Genomic DNA, 19,416 nt, shown 5'->3' with positions numbered 1-19,416 from the left:
GTGTGGACAACGAAAAAGGAGGCGATACGGTGGGATATGTAGAAGAATTACGAAAAATAGTTGGTCATCGCCCTTTAATTTTAGTTGGTGCTGTTGTACTCGTTATAAATGAAAATGGATATGTTTTATTGCAGCAGCGGACAGAGCCGTACGGAAAATGGGGGCTACCTGGCGGGCTAATGGAGCTTAGTGAATCACCAGAAGAAACAGCTTATCGTGAAGTATATGAAGAGACAGGAATAAAAGTGAAGAACTTGCGACTAATCAATGTATTTTCTGGAGCGAACTACTTTACAAAATTAGAAAACGGTGATGAATTTCAATCTGTAACAACCGCCTATTATACGGATGAATACGAAGGGGATTTTGTTATGAATAAAGAAGAAGCAGTTCAGCTTAAATTCTTTTCAGTAACAGAACTACCTGACTATATTGTAGGATCGCATAAAAAAATGATTGCTGAATATATGAAGATTATGGAAAAGAAGATATAATAATAGTGAAAGAAATACAAAAACACAGCTCTGGTTGGTAGTCCAGACGCATGATTTCATGTCAGTAACCTTCCCCTCCGGGATGTCCCGTATTTCTAATCTTTTAAAGGAGGGGCTGTCAATGGATTTGACAGTATATCACGATGGCCAATTTTTTGTTGGAATCATTACATGTAAAGAAAAAGGGAAATTGTATGGGGCGAGGTATATTTTTGGGGCGGAACCGTCAGATGAAGAAGTGCTTATGTTTGTGAATGGTTCACTTTTAGAGCATTTTCAGCACTTTGCAAAATGTGGTGTAGAAGTTAAAGAAAAACAGCGTCCTAAAAACATAAAGCGTATCATACGACAAGCAGCAAAAGAAACAACTATTAAACGTTTTACTAAGGCGCAAGAGGCGATTAGTTTATCTTATGAATTGCATAAACAAGAAAAGAAACTGCAGTCTAAAGAGAAGCGAGAAGCTGAAAAAGAAAGAAGACGTTTAATGAAAGTACAAAAAGCAAAGCAAAAACATCGTGGTCATTAAAGAAAAGGTGTTAGAGCAAGAGCTCTAACACCTTTTCTATACTTAAATACAAGTAAACTTACTTGTATTTCATAAACATTAACTGGTAAGATACAAATAGGTAGTTTTAGAGGAGGGAAAAGAGTGATTAATTTTAACTTTTTTATGAATGATGTTGTCCGCCAAGCGCGTGAAGAGATTGTCTCTGCTGGATATACAGAATTGACGACGCCGGAAGCGGTAGAAGAAGCGTTTAAAAGAAATGGAACAACACTTGTAATGGTAAACTCTGTATGTGGTTGTGCAGGTGGTATTGCTCGTCCTGCTGCTGCGCATTCCGTACATTATGATAAACGTCCTAACCACCTTGTAACGGTGTTTGCAGGTCAAGATAAAGAAGCGACAGCAAGAGCGCGTGAATATTTCGAAGGGTACCCACCTTCTTCTCCATCATTTGCTTTATTAAAAGATGGAAAAATTGTAACGATGGTAGAGCGTCATGAAATTGAAGGTCATGAACCGATGCAAGTTATTGCGAAACTACAATCATATTTCGAAGAGAATTGTGAAGAACTATAAAAAATAAGAGAAAAGGCGGCACGTCCACAATCAAGTGGATGTGCCGCCTTTTTTATTTATTATTAAAATTTCTGAGATATGCATAGTTATGTTGTTTTATGCATCATTTTATACATAACAAACAGCGTTTATATTGTTTCGTTATTTATTTTTATTTTATATATTGCATAAAAATAAAAGTGCTGATACAATACAAACATCGAATAAATATTCTATTAAACTTTTAAATATACATTATTAGGGGGAAGAAAGATGAAGAAGTTAGTATCAATATCGTTTGCACTTATTTTAATTGTAAGTATATTCAGCGCTTGTAGTAATGAGGAATCGAAAGAAACAAAAGGAAATAAAAAAGTACTCGTAATGGGAACTTCAGCAGATTATAAACCTTATGAATATGTAGATGCGTCAAAGAGCGATGAAATTATTGGCTTTGATGTTGATGTTGCTAAATATATCGGAAAAGAACTTGGGTATGAAGTGAAAGTGAAAGATATGGATTTTGGTGGTTTATTAGCATCTCTTAGTTCAGGAAAAGTTGATTTCGTAATGGCAGGTATGACGCCAACTGCAGAGCGTAAAAATAATGTTGATTTTACAGATATTTATTTTGTTGCGAAAAATATGGTCGTTTCTAAAAAGGATTCTAACATTAAATCTGTAGAGGATTTAAAAGGGAAAAAAGTAGGGGTACAAACAGGGTCTATTCAAGAAGAGAAAGCTTCAGAATTTAAAAAACAAGTAGATTTCCAAGTTGAGGGACGTGACCGTATACCAGAAATCGTACAAGAAATTAAAGCTGGTCGTTTTGACGCTGCAATTATAGAAGATACAGTTGCTAAAAATTATTTAGAGAAAATGAAAGATTTACAAGGAATTGAAATTAAAGAAGCACCAGAAGAAGTTGGAGCAGCAATTGCCCTTCCGAAAAACAGTGATAAAACAGCTGAATTTAATAAAGTAATTAAAAAAATGCAAGAAAATGGAGAAATGGATAAATTAGTGAAGAAATGGTTTGGCAGCGGAAAATAAGCTGCCTTTCACTTTTCTGTGAGGGGAATGAAAAGAATGAACTTAGATTTTTCGGCGATTACGCCTTCGATACCATATATACTAAAAGGTTTAGAAGTTACTTTGAAAATTGTAGCAGTATCAGCTTTAGCAGGATTTATTTTAGGAACGCTATTAGCACTTTGTAAAATTGCTAGAATACGAGCATTAAATATAGCAGCAGATTTTTATACATCAATTTTTCGTGGTACACCCCTTGTATTGCAATTAATGATTATTTATTTCGGCGTCCCACAAATAATTGGTTATGAAATACCAGCATTCTTAGCTGCTGTACTTGCATTTAGCTTGAATTCAGGTGCATACATGTCAGAAGTAATTCGTGCTGGTATTCAAGCGGTTGATAAAGGACAAACAGAAGCAGCAATGGCTTTAGGGATACCGTACGGAAAAATGATGAGAAATATTATTTTCCCTCAAGCATTAAAAAATATATTACCAGCGCTTGTGAACGAATTTGCGACACTTACGAAAGAATCGGCTGTAGTAACAGTAATAGGCGCGACTGATTTAATGCGTCGTGCTTACATTGTAGGCGGTGAGACATTTAAATATCTTGAACCATTACTTTTTGTTGGACTGATTTATTATATGTTAGTCATTATTCTTACATTAGTCGGGAAGGCAATTGAAGGGAGAATGAAGAAAAGTGATTAAAATTGAAAACCTTCATAAATCATTTGGTAAAAACGAAGTATTAAAAGGAATTACAACAACAATTGAAAAAGGGGAAGTAGTCGCAATTATAGGGCCTTCTGGATCAGGAAAATCAACATTTTTACGTTGTATGAATATGTTAGAAGCACCAACGGATGGTCACATTTGGATTGGGACGGAAGAAGTAACGAATCCGAAAACGAATGTTATGCATGTTCGTGAAAATGTCGGTATGGTATTTCAACATTTTCACTTATTTCCTCATATGACTGTATTAGAAAATATTACGTATGCTCCTATCAATGTAAAAGGGGTAACGAAGCAAGAAGCTGAAAAGAAAGCTGAGAAACTTTTAGAAAAGGTTGGATTAGTAGATAAAAAAGATACGTATCCAAATCGTCTTTCGGGAGGACAAAAGCAACGTGTAGCAATTGCAAGAGCGTTAGCGATGGAACCGGAAGTTATGTTATTTGATGAACCGACATCGGCGCTAGATCCAGAGATGGTGAAAGAAGTGTTAGAAGTTATGAAATCGTTAGTTACGACAGGAATGACGATGGCTATCGTTACACATGAAATGGGCTTTGCAAAAGAAGTGGCAGATCGTGTTCTTTTCTTGGACGGAGGAAAGCTTGTAGAAGATAGTGCGCCAGAAGAATTTTTTGCAGCGCCGAAAAGTGAACGTGCGCAACAATTTTTACAAAAAATATTGTAATATGAAAAGGTTATGTGAATAATAAGTAGAAAAGGATGACATTGTGTCATCCTTTTTTTATACTAGCTGTAAATACGTTTATACATATAGGAGTAATGATATGTTTAAAATTGGATATCGTACAGTAAAAACAGCAATAGGGACAGGTGCGGCAGTTTTTATTGCTCAGTTATTAGGGTTAGAATTTTATAGTTCAGCAGGCATTTTAGTTATTTTATGTGTACAAAATACGAAGCGCAAATCACTTCAAGTGTCGTTACATCGTTTTCTAGCGTGTGTATTATCAATGGCATTCGCGTTTTGTATTTTTGAAACGATTGGCTATACACCACTTGCAATTAGCATATTGTTACTTACATTTATTCCGACTGCAGTAATGCTTAAAATTCAAGAAGGTATTGTCACGAGTTCAGTTATTGTTATGCATCTATATTCATTGAAGCAAATTACATGGCTTATAGTTGGAAATGAAATTGCTATATTAACGATAGGGATTAGCGTGGCGTTATTAGTAAATATGTATATGCCGAGTAGTGAAAATAAGCTAAAAGAGTATCAGGATAAAATAGAGAATAATTTTAAAACGATTTTGTTTGAAATGGTTGTGTATTTACGAAATCGAGAAAGTAGTTGGAGTGGAGCAGAACTCATTGAAACCGAGAATATGTTAAATGAAGCAAGAGATTTATCGTTTAAAAAACTTGAGAATGCATTTATGCGAGAAGATGATTATTACTATCGTTATTTTAATATGCGTATGCAACAATTCGAAATTTTAGAGCGAATGATACCACTAGCAGCTTCTTTATCGTGGACATATGAACAAGCTGACATGATTGCAGATGTTGTTGAAAACATTGGTAATGCTATTAGCCCTGAGAGTACTGGCGTTATTTCCTTAAGGCAGCTTCAAGAAATGAGGGAATTATTTAGAGACATGCCATTGCCAGCTACACGCGAAGAATTTGAGATACGTGCGAAACTTGTTCAACTTGTGTATGAAATGGAACAATATTTACTCATTAAAAGTCGCTTTAAGGGAAAGGATAATATAAAAGAACTTATATAGAAGGTAGGAATTATCTATGCCGTATCTTCTCTCTATCATATTATGTCTTTCTTTATCGCCGATTTGGCCTCTTGGGGATAATCCACGTGCCGGAGATCCTTTTATTATTGTAAATAAAGCAACGAATAAATTAGCTTACATTGACGATGGAAAGATTCAAAAGATTTTTCCAGTAGCGACAGGGAAAACGAATGAATTAACTCCAGAAGGAAATTTTGATGTTGTAATGAAAGCAAAGGATCCGTATTACATTGCGAAGGATATTCCAGGTGGATCGCCAAAAAATCCACTTGGGTCAAGGTGGATTGGATTTAATGCAAGAGGAACTGATGGAAGTAAATATGGAATACATGGAACAAACCAACCGAGTTCAATTGGAAAGTATATTTCACAAGGGTGTATAAGAATGAAGAAAAACGATGTGGAATATTTGTTTGATCGCATTCCAATTGGAACGAAAGTATGGATTGTGAAATCGAAAAAATCATTTCAGCAATTGGCAAAAGAAAAAGGAGCCGTTGCATATGAAAAAGCCAACGAAAAGGTTGGCTTTTTCTATTATAATAAGTTGTCTTGACATGTGTACATAACCGTGCGTTAATGAGAGTATAGAAAGATAAAATTAGATAAAGGGGTTGCTCATATGTACTTGAATCCAAAACTTTCGTATATGCAGTTTTTTATGGGATTTCTATTTGTTATTACATTCATATTGGCAACTTTTAATATATGTTCTTATCTTGTAGCGATTGTATGTATGGCATTACTTAATCTCACTTTTGTTATTGGGGCATTTCAGCAGAAACAATATACAAGTTTTGTAATAGCGCTTGTAATGTCATTTTCCTTTAGTATTGTAGCGATTGTGTTTTATATAAAATAAACCATCTCGATGTCGAGATGGTTTATTTTGTTATGTGTAAAAAGTAAAAAAAGGACGAACACATCGCCCTTTTTACCAAAACATACTCGCGCCAGCAAGTAATGTTGTTACAAGCATAGAAATTAGCATCACATAAACCATAACTTTTTGAGCTTTTTTATGCATCGTTATACCTCCTTGCAAATCAGTACAATTTCATTGTAACGAGAAATGAAATTATGGACAAGGGGAGAGTGAGGACAAAATTCGGGAGGGGATTGCAAAATATAACAGGAAATTTGAGAGTGTGTAGAGAATATAGTAAAAGGGTATATTGTTAATTTTTAGTTGGGCAAGCTGAAGAATGGAGATACGATGATGAAAATATACGAAACAGATCGTTTATACTTAAGGGAAATTGATGAGTCGTATGCTGAAACAGTTCTTCAATATTACGACAGAAATCGTGAATTTTTAAAAGCTTGGGAAGAGTATAGACCGGATGATTTTTTTACGCTAGATTATCAAAAGAAAAAGTTGCAAAAGGATAGAAAAGAGTTCGAAGAAGGGAAAATCATCAGACTATGGATTTTTAAAAAGGGTGATGATACGAAAATAATTGGGTGTATTTCATTTAATTTAATCGTTCGTGGCATTTATCAATCTTGTGTACTCAGTTATAAATTAGATAAAGCAGAGTTAAACAAAGGGTATACGACAGAAGCGCTTAGAAAAGCAATTCAAGTTGCTTTTGGGGAATTTCAGTTACATCGTATAGAAGCTCCGATTATGCCTCGTAATTTAGCATCTATACAAGTAGTAACGAAGATAGGTTTTCAATATGAAGGCGTATCTAGGAAGATGTTAATGGTAAATGGCGTGTGGGAAGATCATATGCGCTGGGTATTGTTAAATGAGTAATAGAAAGCAGATGGTTATCTAGACATGTAAACCATCTGTTTTTTGTCTTGTATTTCGAAACTTTTGCGAAATTCTGTTATAATTAATAGTGTTACATACATAATGGTAGTGCAGGAGGCGCAGTCTTATGATTAATCAAGAACGTTTAGTAAATGAATTTATGGAATTAGTACAAGTAGATTCTGAAACGAAATTTGAAGCAGAAATCTGCAAAGTATTAACGAAGAAATTTACAGATTTAGGTGTAGAAGTATTTGAAGATGACACAATGGCTGTAACTGGTCATGGTGCAGGTAACTTAATTTGTACTTTACCAGCAACAAAAGATGGTGTTGATACAATTTACTTTACTTCTCATATGGATACAGTAGTTCCTGGTAATGGAATTAAGCCTTCTATTAAAGATGGATATATCGTATCAGATGGTACAACAATTTTAGGTGCGGATGATAAAGCTGGATTAGCATCAATGTTCGAAGCAATCCGTGTTTTAAAAGAGAAAAATATCCCTCATGGTAAAATTGAATTTATTATTACAGTCGGAGAAGAATCAGGTCTTGTTGGTGCAAAAGCATTAGACCGTGAGCGTATTACAGCGAAATATGGCTACGCATTAGATAGCGATGGAAAAGTTGGTGAAATCGTTGTTGCAGCTCCAACACAAGCGAAAGTGAACGCAATTATTCGCGGGAAAACAGCTCACGCTGGTGTAGCGCCGGAGAAAGGTGTATCTGCAATTACTATCGCAGCGAAAGCAATTGCGAAGATGCCACTTGGTCGCATTGACTCTGAAACGACTGCAAATATTGGACGTTTTGAAGGTGGTACACAAACGAATATCGTTTGCGATCATGTACAAATCTTTGCAGAAGCTCGTTCTTTAATCAATGAGAAAATGGAAGCACAAGTTGCGAAAATGAAAGAAGCATTTGAAACAACTGCAAAAGAAATGGGCGGGCATGCAGACGTTGAAGTAAACGTTATGTACCCAGGATTTAAATTTGCTGATGGTGATCATGTTGTAGAAGTTGCAAAACGTGCAGCTGAAAAAATTGGTCGTACACCTTCTCTTCACCAAAGTGGTGGCGGAAGTGATGCAAACGTAATTGCAGGACATGGTATCCCAACAGTTAACTTAGCAGTTGGTTATGAAGAAATTCATACAACAAACGAGAAGATTCCTGTTGAAGAATTAGCAAAAACAGCAGAATTAGTTGTTGCAATTATTGAAGAAGTAGCGAAGTAATGGAATAGAAAAAGCGTGTAAATCAATTGTGATTTACACGCTTTTTATTTTGATTCGATTACTTTGACAAGACGTATAAGCCAATATAAGAAAACCTATGGAAGTATATACGTTGTTGCTACATGTACTAGACGAAGGAATAATCCTAACGTATTCATATTGAAAATCGGAAGTAGTAAATAATTAATTGCAATGATTAATATAACTACAAGGAATGTATAATTGAGTTTATCCCGCTATTTGCCGGACAGTAAGCCCCCCACCTCAAAATTCAGCGAAAGTAAAGAATTTAGGTGAGGGCTGATTAAAGTTTCACTTTATTAGTTGATCTCATCATAATCAGACCCTTTCACATATATATCCTCTTTATATCGATTATAAAAAAGAACAAGTAATTATTATAACTATTGTGCAAAATTTGATATAATGAAAGAACGAACGTTCTGATTAGGGAGTGAGTACTATGCGAGAAATGTATCCGAAAAATGGTCGTGTTATTTTACATGTAGATATGAATTGCTTTTTCGCATCTGTTGAAATTGCTCATGATCCATCATTACAAGGAAAGCCATTAGCGGTTGCTGGAAATGAAAAAGAGAGAAAAGGAATTATTATAACATGTAGTTATGAGGCGAGAGAATACGGAATACGTACGACGATGCCCCTTTGGGAAGCGAAAAGGTTATGCCCGCAATTAGTTGTAAGGCGTCCTAATTTCACATTATATCGCGAAGCTTCATTTCAAATGTTTCAAGTCCTTTCCCGTTTTACAGAAAAGATACAACCAGTCTCAATAGATGAAGGATATTTAGATATTACAGATTGCTACGCACTTGGTTCGCCTCTTGAAATAGCAAAGATGATTCAACAAGCACTATTAACAGAGTTGCAGCTTCCGTGTAGTATCGGAATTGCTCCAAATCTTTTCCTAGCAAAAACAGCTTCTGATATGAAAAAACCTCTCGGTATTACCGTACTTCGAAAACGTGATATTCCAGAAATGATTTGGCCACTTCCAGTTGAAGCAATGCATGGGATTGGAGAAAAAACAGCTGAAAAATTAAATGAAATTCATATACATACAATTGAACAGTTAGCGAAGGGAGACGAGCATATCATTCGCGCTAAAATTGGGAAGCACGGTATTGATTTACAAAAGCGTGCAAAAGGTACGGATGATAGGGAAGTGGATCCGAGTCAAATGGGCCAACATAAAAGTGTCGGTAACTCGATGACTTTTTCAAAGGATATGGATGAAGAGAAAGAATTGCTTGATATGTTAGAACGTTTATCAAAATCAGTGAGTAAAAGATTACAAAAGCGAACCCTTGTCAGCTATAATATTCAAATTATGATTAAATACCATGATAGGCGAACAGTAACACGGAGTAAGCAATTGAAAAATGCAATTTGGGAAGAACGCGATATTTTTCAAGCAGCATCCCGTTTATGGAAGCAACATTGGGATGGTGATTCCGTTCGTTTACTAGGTGTTACAGCTACTGAAATAGAGTGGAAGACAGAATCGGTGAAACAATTAGATTTGTTTTCATTTGAAGAGGATGCGAAAAAAGAGCCACTACTTGCTGTCATTGATCAAATTAATGATAAGTATGGAACACCGATTTTACAACGAGGTAGTCAACTACTACGTAAGCAAGAGAAGTCGTTTCAACAAAAGTTAGAAAATAAGTTTATGTAGAAGGTGTCATGAAGTAGTAAAATCATGACACCTTTCCTATTTAACTCGCTTCTAAATTTAAAGAAGTCTTCCATCCAGCTCCAGTAACGCCAGACTCTAATAGCATTCTACTTACTATTTTTTCAATTAAGATAGCCGCATTTGTCTTGCAATGTAATGTAGCCTGTATACAAACTTTTTGATTAGAATCTACATCTTCACTATACAATTCTTTTAAACGGAGCCCTTCTGTACTTACCATATGCATAAGTAAAAAACGAATATGTGCTTCATGTTCTTCTGAACAAGTAAGGGAAAGTAAGTAGTTCGTTTGTTCTGGTGATTCTTCTTTTGATTTTTTATTCATAAAAAGAGCAATTGGGCGAAGAAGTATATTTGCTAGTAACACGCCGGCTGCACCTAATATAGCTGCAACGAGGAAACCGGCGCCTGTAAGAGTACCGACAGCAGCTGCACACCATAAAGTAGCTGCCGTATTTAGCCCTCTAATACTAAAACCATCGCGGATAATAACGCCACCCCCTAAAAAGCCAATGCCACTAACGACTTGAGCAGCAATGCGGGATGGGCTAGCATCATGATCAAGCATGACGGATAATAAAACAAATATACAGGCACCAAGTGATACGAGAGCATTTGTCCGTAACCCAGCCATTCGGTGTCTCCATTGTCTTTCCATTCCAATGCAAGCTCCTACAATAATTGCGATAACTAATCTGAATACAATGTCGTACCATACCATCATGGTCACCTCCATATATAAATATGTGTTATGTTTTTTAGAATGAGCGGGGAATACCCACTCATTCTTATTTTTACAACCAGCTATGAAACTTTTTAATATAAAGCTTTTTTAGGAACTGTGTTAAAAAAGCGTAGCCTAATAGTATTCCTACTAACCAAGGGAAGTAGTTAAGTGGCAATGCTTGCAAACCAACGGCTGCACCAAGTGGTGAGAATGGAATATAAATCCCGATTGCCATAATAAGAGCGGTTAATAAAACGACTGGTGTTGATGCAGTGCTTTGAATAAATGGAATCTTTTGTGTTCTTATCATGTGAACAATTAAAGTTTGTGTTAACAATCCAACGACAAACCAACCGGACTGGAATAATGATTGCTCGCTCGGTGTATTTGCACCAAATACATTCCACATGACTACGTATGTGATAATATCAAATACGGAACTAATTGGGCCGATACAAATAATGAAGCTTCGTAAGTTTGCAGTATCCCATTTTCGTGGTTTTTCTAGAAACTCTTTATCCATTTTGTCCCATGGAATAGAAAGTTGTGAAATATCATAAAGTAAGTTTTGAATTAAAAGATGAATGGCAAGCATCGGTAAAAAAGGAATGAAAGCACTTGCTACTAACACGCTAAACACATTACCGAAGTTAGAGCTAGCTGTCATCTTAATATATTTTAAAATATTTCCGAATGTAGTACGTCCTTCTAAAATACCTGCTTCTAATATAGTTAAACTTTTTTCGAGTAGAATAATATCGGAAGCTTCTTTCGCAATATCAGTAGCAGTATTAACAGATATTCCGACATCAGCTTCACGTAATGCTACAGCATCGTTAATGCCGTCTCCCATGTAACCTACAGTGTGTCCATTTCCTTGTAATGCGTGTATAATACGAGATTTTTGCATTGGATTAAGCTTCGCAAATACAGTCGTTTCTTCAGCAAGTTTTGCTAATGCTTTATCTGGTAAAGAATCAATCTCGTAACCGAGGATTGGTTCGCCGATATCTAATCCAACTTCTTTACAAACCTTTCTTGTAACAATTTCGTTATCGCCAGTTAAAATTTTCACTTGTACACCATGTTTTTGTAATGCTTGAATTGCAGCTGCTGCAGATGGTTTCGGTGGATCTAAAAAGCCGATATATCCACTGAGAATCATATCAGTTTCGTCTTTTACTGCGTACTCTGTATCATTTATTCTTCTATCTTTTTTATAAGCCACAGCAATAACCCGCATACCTTCACTATTTAGTGTCTCACTTAGTTTTTTGACATTTGAACGTATTTCCTCGGTGAGTGAAACGACTTTTTCATCCACTTCAGTGTAGTTACAAATTGATAAAATTTCTTCTACGGCACCTTTACAAACCATTGTATGTTCACCTGAAATATCCTTTACGATAACTGACATACGCCGGCGGGCGAAATCGAATGGAATTTCATCTAGCTTTTGAAAAGCTGATGGATTAAATTTATTGTTTTCCTCTGTATGCTTAATAACAGCTTTATCTATTAAATTTTTCAATCCAGTTTGATAGAAACTATTTAAATAGGCAAATTGCAAGACGCGATTGCATTCATTTCCCTTGGGATCTAAGTGACGAACAAGGACCACTTTATCTTCTGTTAAAGTTCCGGTTTTATCTGTACAAAGAATGTTCATAGCACCTAAGTTTTGAATAGAATTTAGCTGTTTTACAATTACTTTTTGTTTAGACATGTTAACGGCACCTTTAGCTAAATTAGCAGTTACAATCATTGGTAACATTTCAGGTGTAAGGCCAACAGCAACGGCAATAGCGAAGAAGAAAGCTTCTTGCCAATCTCCTTTTGTGAATCCATTAATGAGAAGGACAATAGGTGCCATAATAAGCATGAATGTAATTAAGAGCCAGCTTACTTTGTTTACACCTTTATCAAAGCTTGTTTCTACACGCTTTCCAATTATCTTATTTGCTAAAGAGCCGAAATACGTATCGGTACTTGTTGAGATGACAACAGCTTTTGCGCTGCCACTTACAATATTTGTTCCCATGAAGCAAAGGTTTTCCATATCGAGTGGATTGTAATTTTTTTTCATGTTTTTCGGTAAGATATGCTTATTTTCTGTATGGTAGCAGTGTTCGTATTTTTCTACAGGAAGTGCTTCCCCTGTCAAAGAAGATTGATTAACAAATAAATCTTTAGCGGATACAACACGCACATCAGCTGGAACGATATCACCAGCTGAAAGGGAAATAATATCGCCAGGTACAAGTTCCTCAATTGGAATTTCTGTTGTGTAATTTCGGTTTAAATTCTTTACATTTTTTGTTTCATGTACAAATCCATTTATTCTAAATACGCTCGCAGTTGTTCGAACCATAGCTTTTAACTTATCGGCAGCTTTTTGAGAACGAAATTCTTGGGAAAACCGAATCGTTGCACTAAGTAGGACCATTACAGATACGACAATCGTTCCTTGCATATCATCTGTGAAAAAGGAGAGTGCTCCAAGAGCTAATAAAACGAAAATAAATGGATTTTTAAATGCCAATAGAAATTGAATGTACCACGGCGCCATTTTATTATGAGCTATTTCATTCGGACCATATAAAGAAAGTCTACGAGACGCTTCTTGTTTAGATAATCCATCTTGTGTTGTTTCTAAAAGTTTTAACGCAGAGCTTACATCTTGTGTTGCAACCTCCACTAATAATTCGTTATTTGTTTTCATGCTATCTTGCTCATAAGCATGCTTTGTTTCTTGTCTTTGTAAATTAAACATCGGTAGTTCCTCCTCTGTCATGAAGGAGGAAACAATCTGTTACCTAACTATTTGAAATGGTGAGGAACAGTTTCTTTCCTACCTACATGATGAAATATGAATGTAAAACGTATGGGTATCTGGGCCGAATCATCAATTGCCAACTGTTCCTCACCTCCGTACAATTTAGTAGTTTCTGAATATGCTATGTTTGTTTCATAGTAAGGTGCATATAGACGTAAAAAGACCTTTACTCAAAACGAGTAAAGGTCTGAATTCGCAGTTAAAAGAGTCCACAACAAAGACTGTTAGTAGACATAAATAAAAACAGTTTTTGTGTATGACAAAATACATGCACCTCTCCCTCGTTGAGTTTTAGCACTGTATAGCATAGGTACTGAAACCAGCTACGTTAAAAAAGGCCTTCATTCCGACCTTTCCTGTTGACCCATTGGCGTCTCTCGACATTTTTGGGCAGCAGCGTTTCTCTATACAGGAGCCTCACCTAACAGAGACCATATTCAATTACATGTTGATGTTAGCACTGTAAAATCGTAGTGTCAATATCTTTTTTATCTGTGTTTTTAAAATATTAAACAGATTTATAATAGATATATGGGATGAAATGCATGATATTGATTATAAATAATATGGAAAAAATATTTTTATAAAAGGGGAATTTGTAATGGGACCACAAAATTTTATTATAAATATTGAGAATCAAAAATGGTTGTTTAATGAGCAGGAAGATTTATGTTCTCATGGAGAAATATATTTAAATATGGCTGGAACGATTATTACGCAGGCAGGTATGGATGAGGAATGGGGAATAAGTGAATCAGCTTTAGCTTTGTTACGAACTTTAGATAAAGAATATATTTGTGATATTGAAAATGAAGAGGGGCTTATTTTGCACGGATGTGGCACTATGCTAATGTTAGGATGCCCAATTTCAATTCATTGGACTATAAACCATATAGGTAAAAACGTGATTTTAAAGGACTTTGTCAAAGTTATTTCTACTGATCAAAAGGCTATATACTATGAAGGGCTTCATATAGAATTGAATGAAAATGAATATAGAAGACAAATTGTTTCTTTTGCATTACAAGCAAAAGAATTATTTAATAAATCAAGTGACAAGATAATTTTAGATGAGTTTGATCAAAGGATGTATACAAACTTTTGGACGGAATATGACGATTTACTAAATAAGTATAAATAAAAAAGCACTGTAACCAGTGCTTTTTTATTTATAGATTACGAGATTGTAGGGTTTTCAAAAATAACAATCTCTGAACTGTTTGTAGTTGAAACACGTTGGGCGTAATATGTTAAAGCTGAAGAAATATATGCTGGTAACGTATCATTTGTATGTGATGTTGTATATTCATGGATTAATTCCTTTAAAGTTGTCCATTCTAATTGTGCTGGGTGATCAGACACGAAAGAACTTACCCAGCGATCAAATGAAGATGAAAAATCAGTTTGTAAACGAAATACTTCTTTCATAATAAAACGCTCCCTTAAAATGTAGTATAATCATTTTACCATAAAACACGAACGATAGCTAAATTTTTTAAGTATAATGTTCGTGTTATATAGTTGTCTAGATGATTGGTTATGTAAATTCAATTTGCCATTTGAAATAACATTCCGTAAGATGAGAGATAGAGTATATTTAGAGCTGGAGGAAAGAAAGTGGAATTTGTATTTTTAGGAACTGGTGCAGGTGTTCCTTCAAAAGGAAGGAACGTTTCAGCAATTGCTTTACAATTGTTAGAAGAACGAGGACAAACTTGGTTATTTGATTGTGGCGAGGCCACGCAACATCAAATATTACATACATCTGTACGTCCGCGCCGCATTGAAAAAATATTTATTACGCATTTACATGGCGATCATATTTTTGGATTGCCTGGTTTATTAGGTAGCCGTTCATTTCAAGGAGGAACTACGCCTTTAACGGTGTATGGACCGAAAGGAATTAAACAATTTATTGAAGTGGCATTATCGGTAAGTACGACACATGTGAAATATCCACTTGAAGTTGTGGAGATAACAGAAGAAGGTACCGTATTTGAAGATAATGAATTTTATGTAGAAACGAAAAGATTGTCACACGGTATAGAATGTTTTGGATATCGTATTGTAGAGAAAGATATACAAGGTGCTCTTTTAGTTGATAAGTTACTTGAGATGGGTGTGAAACCAGGTCCAATCTTTAAACGTTTAAAAGATGGTGAAGCAGTTGAATTAGAGGATGGCACGATATTAAATGGAAATGAGTTTATCGGCCCACCTCAAAAAGGAAGAATTATTACTATCTTAGGTGATACGCGATATTGCGAAGCGAGTAGGGAGCTTGCGCAAGATGCAGATGTACTTGTCCATGAAGCGACTTTCGCAGCAGAAGATGAGCAACAAGCGTATGATTATTTTCATTCTACATCTAAGCAAGCTGCGAGCATTGCACTTCAGGCAAATGCGAAGCGACTAATATTAACTCACATTAGTTCTCGCTATCAAGGAGATACATATAAGGAATTATTGAAAGAGGCTAGAGAGTTGTTTTCTAATACAGAAATAGCGACGGATTTGAAATCATTCCCAGTAGAAAAATGATAATTTTATAAAAAATGGTAACGGCGGGTTACCATTTTTTTTTGTCTAAAAAAATTTAAAAATAAAACTGTTATTATTTTATACTTATACTTGGATGATACAGAAAATTAGGATGGTTTGAATATATAGGATAAAAATACGAAATAATGATTATTTAGAAAAACTGTTATATAAGTCAGATGACATACAAGTGATACAAATAGCAGAAATGGACTTTTATTCAGAACTTTTAAAATTCAACAAAAGTAAGCGTTTTATAAAAAACAAGCTATAATGAGGGCAGATTATAATTTATGATAAGTCACATGTATTTTAGTCATTATCGTAACAAGTGAAGTTGACTAAATCATGAGAGAGTAACACGAGAATTATAATAGGAAAGATATTACTATTATTTGTCATAAGTCTTTTTCACTTTTTAGCTAAACGATATGATTAGCGAGTGTATCTATTGCAAGTTCCTTAGTTGAAGCTTTTTATTAATAAGGTGGTGGAGATTTAATTGGTATACCACTCTTTAAAAGAGTTCAGAACATCAGCAGGTAGTCTAGGTGGAATAGCGGGTGCAAATTTAGTTGCATTAGCAATGGTTATATCACTTGTTTATGCTATGCTTGCAATGGCTTCTGTGTTAAACTTTGGATTGCTACCAGACTTTATTGTGGATTATCTTGTATCATTTTTAAATGAAAATAATGCTAAGATTCTTATGTATTATGATAACTGGTATTATTTCAGGTTATATTGGATTACTTTTATTCAAAAACTATCCAATTCGTATAGCAGAACAAATTCGTGGTACAACTGGAAAAGCGACAGATGTAGCAGCTTAATAGAATAGTAGAATAAATTTTTTTCATAGAGGTTTAGGGGGAGTTATGATGAAGTATCGCTCAGTATTTGATATTATCGGTCCAGTTATGATTGGACCATCAAGTTCACATACAGCAGGCGCGGCAAGAATGGGGCAAGTTGCTCGCCAGCTGTTTCGTCATGAACCAGAAAGAGTAAGCATTTCGTTATATGGATCATTTGCAAAGACGTATCGAGGGCATGGTACGGATGTAGCACTAATCGGTGGAATATTAGGATTTGAAACAGATGACTTACGTATTCCAGAGGCGCTAGAAATAGCAAAAGAGCGCGAAATTGAAGTGGAATTCATTGAAGAAGATGCCAATGCACCTCATCCAAATACAGCGAGAATTCGTTTGTATAAAGGTGAAGATGAAATTGAAGTTGTTGCTTGCTCAATTGGTGGCGGTAAAATTGAAGTTGTAGAATTAAACGGATTCGATCTTCAATTATCAGGCACGAGCCCAGCACTACTTATTGTAAATAACGATCGCTTTGGTGCTATTGCAGCGGTAGCTTCAATCCTTGCGAAACATGAGATTAACATTAGTACGATGAGTGTATCTCGTAAAGAAAAAGGAAGAAGAGCGCTTATGGTCATCGAAACAGATGAATTATTAGCAGATGAAGTAATTGAAGAAATAAAAGCGCAACAAAATATTTGTCAAGTAACTATTATGGAATAATTGCAGGGGGGACACACCATGTTTCGGAACGCAGCGGAACTAGTGGCGCAAGCTAAAGAACAAAATGTAAAAATCGCAGAAATTATGATTCAATGTGAAATGGAAACAAGAAGTATTTCACGTGAAGAAGTAATTGCTGGTATGGAAAAGAACTTAGTAGTGATGGAGCAAGCAGTAGAACGTGGTATTCGCGGCGTGAAATCACCAACTGGTTTAACTGGTGGAGATGCTGTAAAAGTTCAAGCGTATATGAAGAGTGGAAAAGGCTTATCTGGAGATACGATTTTGGATGCAGTAAGCAAAGCTGTTGCAACAAATGAAGTAAACGCAGCGATGGGAATTATTTGTGCAACACCAACAGCAGGGTCTGCTGGAACAGTGCCAGGTGTACTATTTGCACTAAGAGAAAAATTGCAGCCTACACGTGAAGAAATGATTGAATTCTTATTTACAGCAGGAGCTTTCGGTATGGTTGTTGCGAATAACGCTTGTATTTCTGGTGCGGCAGGAGGATGCCAAGCTGAAGTTGGTTCAGCAAGTGGAATGGCGGCTGCAGCTGCAGTTGAGATGGCTGGTGGAACACAAGATCAAGCAGCTACAGCGATGGCAATTTCATTAAAGAACATGCTTGGTTTAGTGTGTGATCCTGTTGCAGGACTTGTAGAAGTACCTTGTGTAAAACGTAATGCAGCAGGAGCTGCAAATGCGATGATCTCAGCAGATTTAGCATTAGCTGGTGTAACGAGTACAATTCCATGTGATGAAGTAATTGAGGCAATGTTTAGAATCGGACAAACGATGCCAGTAGCACTTCGTGAAACAGCAGAAGGTGGACTTGCAGCAACGCCGACTGGTCGTCGCCTGCAAGAAGAGATTTTTGGGAAGAACAATAACTAAGTGTAATTATAGAAAAAGGAGCTCAAATAAACTTGAGCTCCTTTTTCTATTTTTCTTTTGTTAGTTGTTCTAATGTTTTTCCAAGATTATGTGATCGTTTCGTTGCCTGTGTAATACAAGAAACAAGTGCTTGTTGAAATTTATGTTCTTGTAATACTTCAATACCTGCCTCAGTAGTTCCACCAGGAGAAGTAATTTCCTTTCGCAAAATAGAAGGGTGTTTGTCACTTGCTTTTAACATTTCAGCAGCACCAATCATCGTTTGAAGAATAAGTGATTTTGCAACATCTTCTTTTAAACCAATTTTTGTTGCAGCTTCTTCCATAGCTTCCACTACGTAATAAATATAAGCAGGTCCACTTCCGGATAATGCAGTGACAGCATGCATATCTTCTTCCTCTACAACAGAGACGAGACCAATCGTTTCAAATAAAGATGTTGCAGTGTGAATATGTTCCGCTGTTGCATGTTTTGAAGGGGAGATAGCGGTAGCTGATTTTAAAATGGCTGCGGATGTATTTGGCATTGCACGAATAATTGGAACGTCTTTTTGAAGTAGTTTTCTAATTGAGTGAGTAGAAACACCTGCTAGTAATGAAATAATAAGCACGTTATTATTTATGTATTCTTTAAAAGGGGTAAGCGCCTCTGCAACATCCTTTGGTTTCATTGCTAGAAAAAGAATATTTGCATCAGTAAGTAATTCTTTTTTATTATGAGTACCTTTGACACCGTATTTTTTATGTAGCTCTTGTAATCTTGTCTCGTTAGAACGATTACTTACAGTAATTTGTTCACCTTTAACGACATTTGCATGTAACAAGCCACCAATAATAGCTTCGGCAATAGAGCCTGCACCGAGAAAGGAAATGTTTTGAATAGACATGATGTTCCTCCTTTAATTTTGGTTAGAAATTCTTATAAATGTACATACATTCGTTTTTTTATAGGAAACACCTCTTTTTATCTGAAAATAATGACAAATATATATAGAAGTTGTAAACTGAAGAAGTATTCATTTTTGAACCG

22 protein-coding genes and 1 riboswitch are annotated in these 19,416 nt (G+C 35.6%); of the genes, 17 read left to right on the top strand and 5 right to left on the bottom strand.

Annotated features, from left to right (window positions below; translation table 11 throughout):
- Positions 1 to 29 precede the first annotated feature (29 nt).
- The 9 genes from N2V80_RS20800 to N2V80_RS20760 all read left to right on the top strand — a co-directional run bounded on the left by N2V80_RS20800 (position 30) and on the right by N2V80_RS20760 (position 5,976).
- The gene (locus N2V80_RS20800; protein ID WP_000542555.1) at positions 30 to 494 is read left to right on the top strand and encodes an NUDIX hydrolase; all 465 of its coding nucleotides are present in this window, start codon (positions 30 to 32) and stop codon (positions 492 to 494) included.
- Between the two features lie 121 nt (positions 495 to 615).
- Positions 616 to 1,023, top strand: coding sequence for a YjdF family protein (locus N2V80_RS20795; protein ID WP_000366585.1), 408 nt, complete (start codon positions 616 to 618; stop codon positions 1,021 to 1,023).
- 144 nt (positions 1,024 to 1,167) lie between these two features.
- Entirely contained in the window at positions 1,168 to 1,581 is a 414-nt protein-coding gene (locus N2V80_RS20790; protein WP_001979317.1) for a BrxA/BrxB family bacilliredoxin, read from the top strand.
- A gap of 252 nt (positions 1,582 to 1,833) precedes the next feature.
- Positions 1,834 to 2,613 (top strand): transporter substrate-binding domain-containing protein, encoded by a 780-nt coding sequence (locus N2V80_RS20785; RefSeq protein ID WP_000737665.1) that lies wholly within the window; start codon positions 1,834 to 1,836, stop codon positions 2,611 to 2,613.
- Between the two features lie 36 nt (positions 2,614 to 2,649).
- Positions 2,650 to 3,309, top strand: coding sequence for an amino acid ABC transporter permease (locus tag N2V80_RS20780; RefSeq protein WP_001046915.1), 660 nt, complete (start codon positions 2,650 to 2,652; stop codon positions 3,307 to 3,309).
- On the top strand, positions 3,302 to 4,024 hold the full coding sequence (locus tag N2V80_RS20775; RefSeq protein ID WP_000590202.1) for an amino acid ABC transporter ATP-binding protein: 723 nt from the start codon (positions 3,302 to 3,304) through the stop codon (positions 4,022 to 4,024). The genes N2V80_RS20780 and N2V80_RS20775 overlap by 8 nt, the downstream gene beginning before the upstream one ends.
- A gap of 100 nt (positions 4,025 to 4,124) precedes the next feature.
- On the top strand, positions 4,125 to 5,093 hold the full coding sequence (locus tag N2V80_RS20770; RefSeq protein WP_000472665.1) for an aromatic acid exporter family protein: 969 nt from the start codon (positions 4,125 to 4,127) through the stop codon (positions 5,091 to 5,093).
- Positions 5,094 to 5,109: 16 nt separating this feature from the next.
- Positions 5,110 to 5,670, top strand: a complete 561-nt coding sequence (locus N2V80_RS20765) for a L,D-transpeptidase (RefSeq protein WP_001146562.1) — start codon at positions 5,110 to 5,112, stop codon at positions 5,668 to 5,670.
- A 66-nt stretch (positions 5,671 to 5,736) separates the two neighbouring features.
- Positions 5,737 to 5,976, top strand: a complete 240-nt coding sequence (locus N2V80_RS20760; RefSeq protein WP_000281167.1) for a DUF3894 domain-containing protein — start codon at positions 5,737 to 5,739, stop codon at positions 5,974 to 5,976.
- A 72-nt stretch (positions 5,977 to 6,048) separates the two neighbouring features.
- Here the strand turns inward: N2V80_RS20760 and prli42 are convergent, their stop codons facing one another.
- Positions 6,049 to 6,141: a stressosome-associated protein Prli42 gene (gene prli42, locus N2V80_RS20755; protein WP_000549040.1), complete on the bottom strand. Its 93-nt coding sequence runs from the start codon at positions 6,139 to 6,141 to the stop codon at positions 6,049 to 6,051.
- A 189-nt stretch (positions 6,142 to 6,330) separates the two neighbouring features.
- Between prli42 and N2V80_RS20750 the strand changes: the two genes are divergently transcribed.
- The 3 genes from N2V80_RS20750 to N2V80_RS20740 all read left to right on the top strand — a co-directional run bounded on the left by N2V80_RS20750 (position 6,331) and on the right by N2V80_RS20740 (position 9,824).
- Positions 6,331 to 6,876 carry a GNAT family N-acetyltransferase gene (locus N2V80_RS20750; RefSeq protein WP_001987197.1) on the top strand — a complete coding sequence of 182 codons (546 nt, stop codon included), beginning with the start codon at positions 6,331 to 6,333 and terminating at the stop codon, positions 6,874 to 6,876.
- A gap of 127 nt (positions 6,877 to 7,003) precedes the next feature.
- On the top strand, positions 7,004 to 8,122 hold the full coding sequence (locus N2V80_RS20745; RefSeq protein WP_000609803.1) for a tripeptidase T: 1,119 nt from the start codon (positions 7,004 to 7,006) through the stop codon (positions 8,120 to 8,122).
- Positions 8,123 to 8,585: 463 nt separating this feature from the next.
- The gene (locus N2V80_RS20740; RefSeq protein WP_001208856.1) at positions 8,586 to 9,824 is read left to right on the top strand and encodes a DNA polymerase IV; all 1,239 of its coding nucleotides are present in this window, start codon (positions 8,586 to 8,588) and stop codon (positions 9,822 to 9,824) included.
- Between the two features lie 40 nt (positions 9,825 to 9,864).
- Here N2V80_RS20740 and N2V80_RS20735 read toward each other — a convergent pair whose 3' ends face one another.
- Together N2V80_RS20735 and mgtA are read right to left on the bottom strand one after the other, a co-directional pair.
- Complete coding sequence (locus N2V80_RS20735; RefSeq protein ID WP_000262341.1) at positions 9,865 to 10,566, bottom strand: MgtC/SapB family protein; 702 nt, start codon at positions 10,564 to 10,566, stop codon at positions 9,865 to 9,867.
- A 73-nt stretch (positions 10,567 to 10,639) separates the two neighbouring features.
- A complete protein-coding gene (gene mgtA, locus N2V80_RS20730; protein WP_061654459.1) occupies positions 10,640 to 13,345 on the bottom strand; it encodes a magnesium-translocating P-type ATPase in 2,706 nt (901 codons plus the stop codon).
- 331 nt (positions 13,346 to 13,676) lie between these two features.
- Positions 13,677 to 13,844: riboswitch (M-box (ykoK) riboswitch) on the bottom strand.
- Between the two features lie 165 nt (positions 13,845 to 14,009).
- Here mgtA and N2V80_RS20725 point away from each other — a divergent pair.
- Positions 14,010 to 14,549, top strand: a complete 540-nt coding sequence (locus N2V80_RS20725; protein WP_048567754.1) for a hypothetical protein — start codon at positions 14,010 to 14,012, stop codon at positions 14,547 to 14,549.
- Between the two features lie 35 nt (positions 14,550 to 14,584).
- Here the strand turns inward: N2V80_RS20725 and N2V80_RS20720 are convergent, their stop codons facing one another.
- Positions 14,585 to 14,836, bottom strand: a complete 252-nt coding sequence (locus N2V80_RS20720) for a DUF3932 family protein (protein ID WP_000665709.1) — start codon at positions 14,834 to 14,836, stop codon at positions 14,585 to 14,587.
- 189 nt (positions 14,837 to 15,025) lie between these two features.
- Between N2V80_RS20720 and rnz the strand changes: the two genes are divergently transcribed.
- From rnz to sdaAA, 4 genes are all read left to right on the top strand, one after another.
- Positions 15,026 to 15,949, top strand: coding sequence for a ribonuclease Z (gene rnz / locus N2V80_RS20715; RefSeq protein WP_000397453.1), 924 nt, complete (start codon positions 15,026 to 15,028; stop codon positions 15,947 to 15,949).
- A 686-nt stretch (positions 15,950 to 16,635) separates the two neighbouring features.
- Positions 16,636 to 16,782, top strand: a complete 147-nt coding sequence (locus tag N2V80_RS30565; protein ID WP_372584448.1) for a hypothetical protein — start codon at positions 16,636 to 16,638, stop codon at positions 16,780 to 16,782.
- Positions 16,783 to 16,830: 48 nt separating this feature from the next.
- Positions 16,831 to 17,490, top strand: coding sequence for an L-serine ammonia-lyase, iron-sulfur-dependent subunit beta (gene sdaAB, locus N2V80_RS20705; protein WP_000877445.1), 660 nt, complete (start codon positions 16,831 to 16,833; stop codon positions 17,488 to 17,490).
- Positions 17,491 to 17,508: 18 nt separating this feature from the next.
- The gene (gene sdaAA / locus N2V80_RS20700; RefSeq protein ID WP_000489461.1) at positions 17,509 to 18,387 is read left to right on the top strand and encodes an L-serine ammonia-lyase, iron-sulfur-dependent, subunit alpha; all 879 of its coding nucleotides are present in this window, start codon (positions 17,509 to 17,511) and stop codon (positions 18,385 to 18,387) included.
- 46 nt (positions 18,388 to 18,433) lie between these two features.
- On the opposite strand, the gene proI is transcribed toward sdaAA, so the two are convergent.
- Positions 18,434 to 19,273, bottom strand: a complete 840-nt coding sequence (proI, locus tag N2V80_RS20695) for a pyrroline-5-carboxylate reductase ProI (RefSeq protein ID WP_000027253.1) — start codon at positions 19,271 to 19,273, stop codon at positions 18,434 to 18,436.
- Positions 19,274 to 19,416: the final 143 nt, after the last annotated feature.

It is taken from the genome of Bacillus sp. FSL W8-0640, from assembly GCF_038007725.1.
Taxonomy (GTDB): Bacteria; Bacillota; Bacilli; order Bacillales; family Bacillaceae_G; genus Bacillus_A; species Bacillus_A cereus.
This window is presented reverse-complemented; position numbering and strand designations above follow the sequence as displayed.

What these genes read in the sequence shown, in the direction of transcription:
- N2V80_RS20750 (WP_001987197.1), top strand. Translation starts at nt 6,331, where the DNA reads ATGATGAAAATATACGAAACAGATCGTTTATACTTAAGGGAAATTGAT.
- N2V80_RS20720 (WP_000665709.1), bottom strand. Translation starts at nt 14,836, where the DNA reads ATGAAAGAAGTATTTCGTTTACAAACTGATTTTTCATCTTCATTTGAT.
- N2V80_RS20725 (WP_048567754.1), top strand. Translation starts at nt 14,010, where the DNA reads ATGGGACCACAAAATTTTATTATAAATATTGAGAATCAAAAATGGTTG.
- N2V80_RS20740 (WP_001208856.1), top strand. Translation starts at nt 8,586, where the DNA reads ATGCGAGAAATGTATCCGAAAAATGGTCGTGTTATTTTACATGTAGAT.
- N2V80_RS20760 (WP_000281167.1), top strand. Translation starts at nt 5,737, where the DNA reads ATGTACTTGAATCCAAAACTTTCGTATATGCAGTTTTTTATGGGATTT.
- N2V80_RS20785 (WP_000737665.1), top strand. Translation starts at nt 1,834, where the DNA reads ATGAAGAAGTTAGTATCAATATCGTTTGCACTTATTTTAATTGTAAGT.
- N2V80_RS20795 (WP_000366585.1), top strand. Translation starts at nt 616, where the DNA reads ATGGATTTGACAGTATATCACGATGGCCAATTTTTTGTTGGAATCATT.
- proI (WP_000027253.1), bottom strand. Translation starts at nt 19,273, where the DNA reads ATGTCTATTCAAAACATTTCCTTTCTCGGTGCAGGCTCTATTGCCGAA.
- sdaAA (WP_000489461.1), top strand. Translation starts at nt 17,509, where the DNA reads ATGTTTCGGAACGCAGCGGAACTAGTGGCGCAAGCTAAAGAACAAAAT.
- sdaAB (WP_000877445.1), top strand. Translation starts at nt 16,831, where the DNA reads ATGAAGTATCGCTCAGTATTTGATATTATCGGTCCAGTTATGATTGGA.
- N2V80_RS20780 (WP_001046915.1), top strand. Translation starts at nt 2,650, where the DNA reads ATGAACTTAGATTTTTCGGCGATTACGCCTTCGATACCATATATACTA.
- N2V80_RS30565 (WP_372584448.1), top strand. Translation starts at nt 16,636, where the DNA reads ATGAAAATAATGCTAAGATTCTTATGTATTATGATAACTGGTATTATT.
- N2V80_RS20735 (WP_000262341.1), bottom strand. Translation starts at nt 10,566, where the DNA reads ATGGTATGGTACGACATTGTATTCAGATTAGTTATCGCAATTATTGTA.
- N2V80_RS20765 (WP_001146562.1), top strand. Translation starts at nt 5,110, where the DNA reads ATGCCGTATCTTCTCTCTATCATATTATGTCTTTCTTTATCGCCGATT.
- N2V80_RS20790 (WP_001979317.1), top strand. Translation starts at nt 1,168, where the DNA reads ATGAATGATGTTGTCCGCCAAGCGCGTGAAGAGATTGTCTCTGCTGGA.
- N2V80_RS20770 (WP_000472665.1), top strand. Translation starts at nt 4,125, where the DNA reads ATGTTTAAAATTGGATATCGTACAGTAAAAACAGCAATAGGGACAGGT.
- prli42 (WP_000549040.1), bottom strand. Translation starts at nt 6,141, where the DNA reads ATGCATAAAAAAGCTCAAAAAGTTATGGTTTATGTGATGCTAATTTCT.
- mgtA (WP_061654459.1), bottom strand. Translation starts at nt 13,345, where the DNA reads ATGTTTAATTTACAAAGACAAGAAACAAAGCATGCTTATGAGCAAGAT.
- N2V80_RS20745 (WP_000609803.1), top strand. Translation starts at nt 7,004, where the DNA reads ATGATTAATCAAGAACGTTTAGTAAATGAATTTATGGAATTAGTACAA.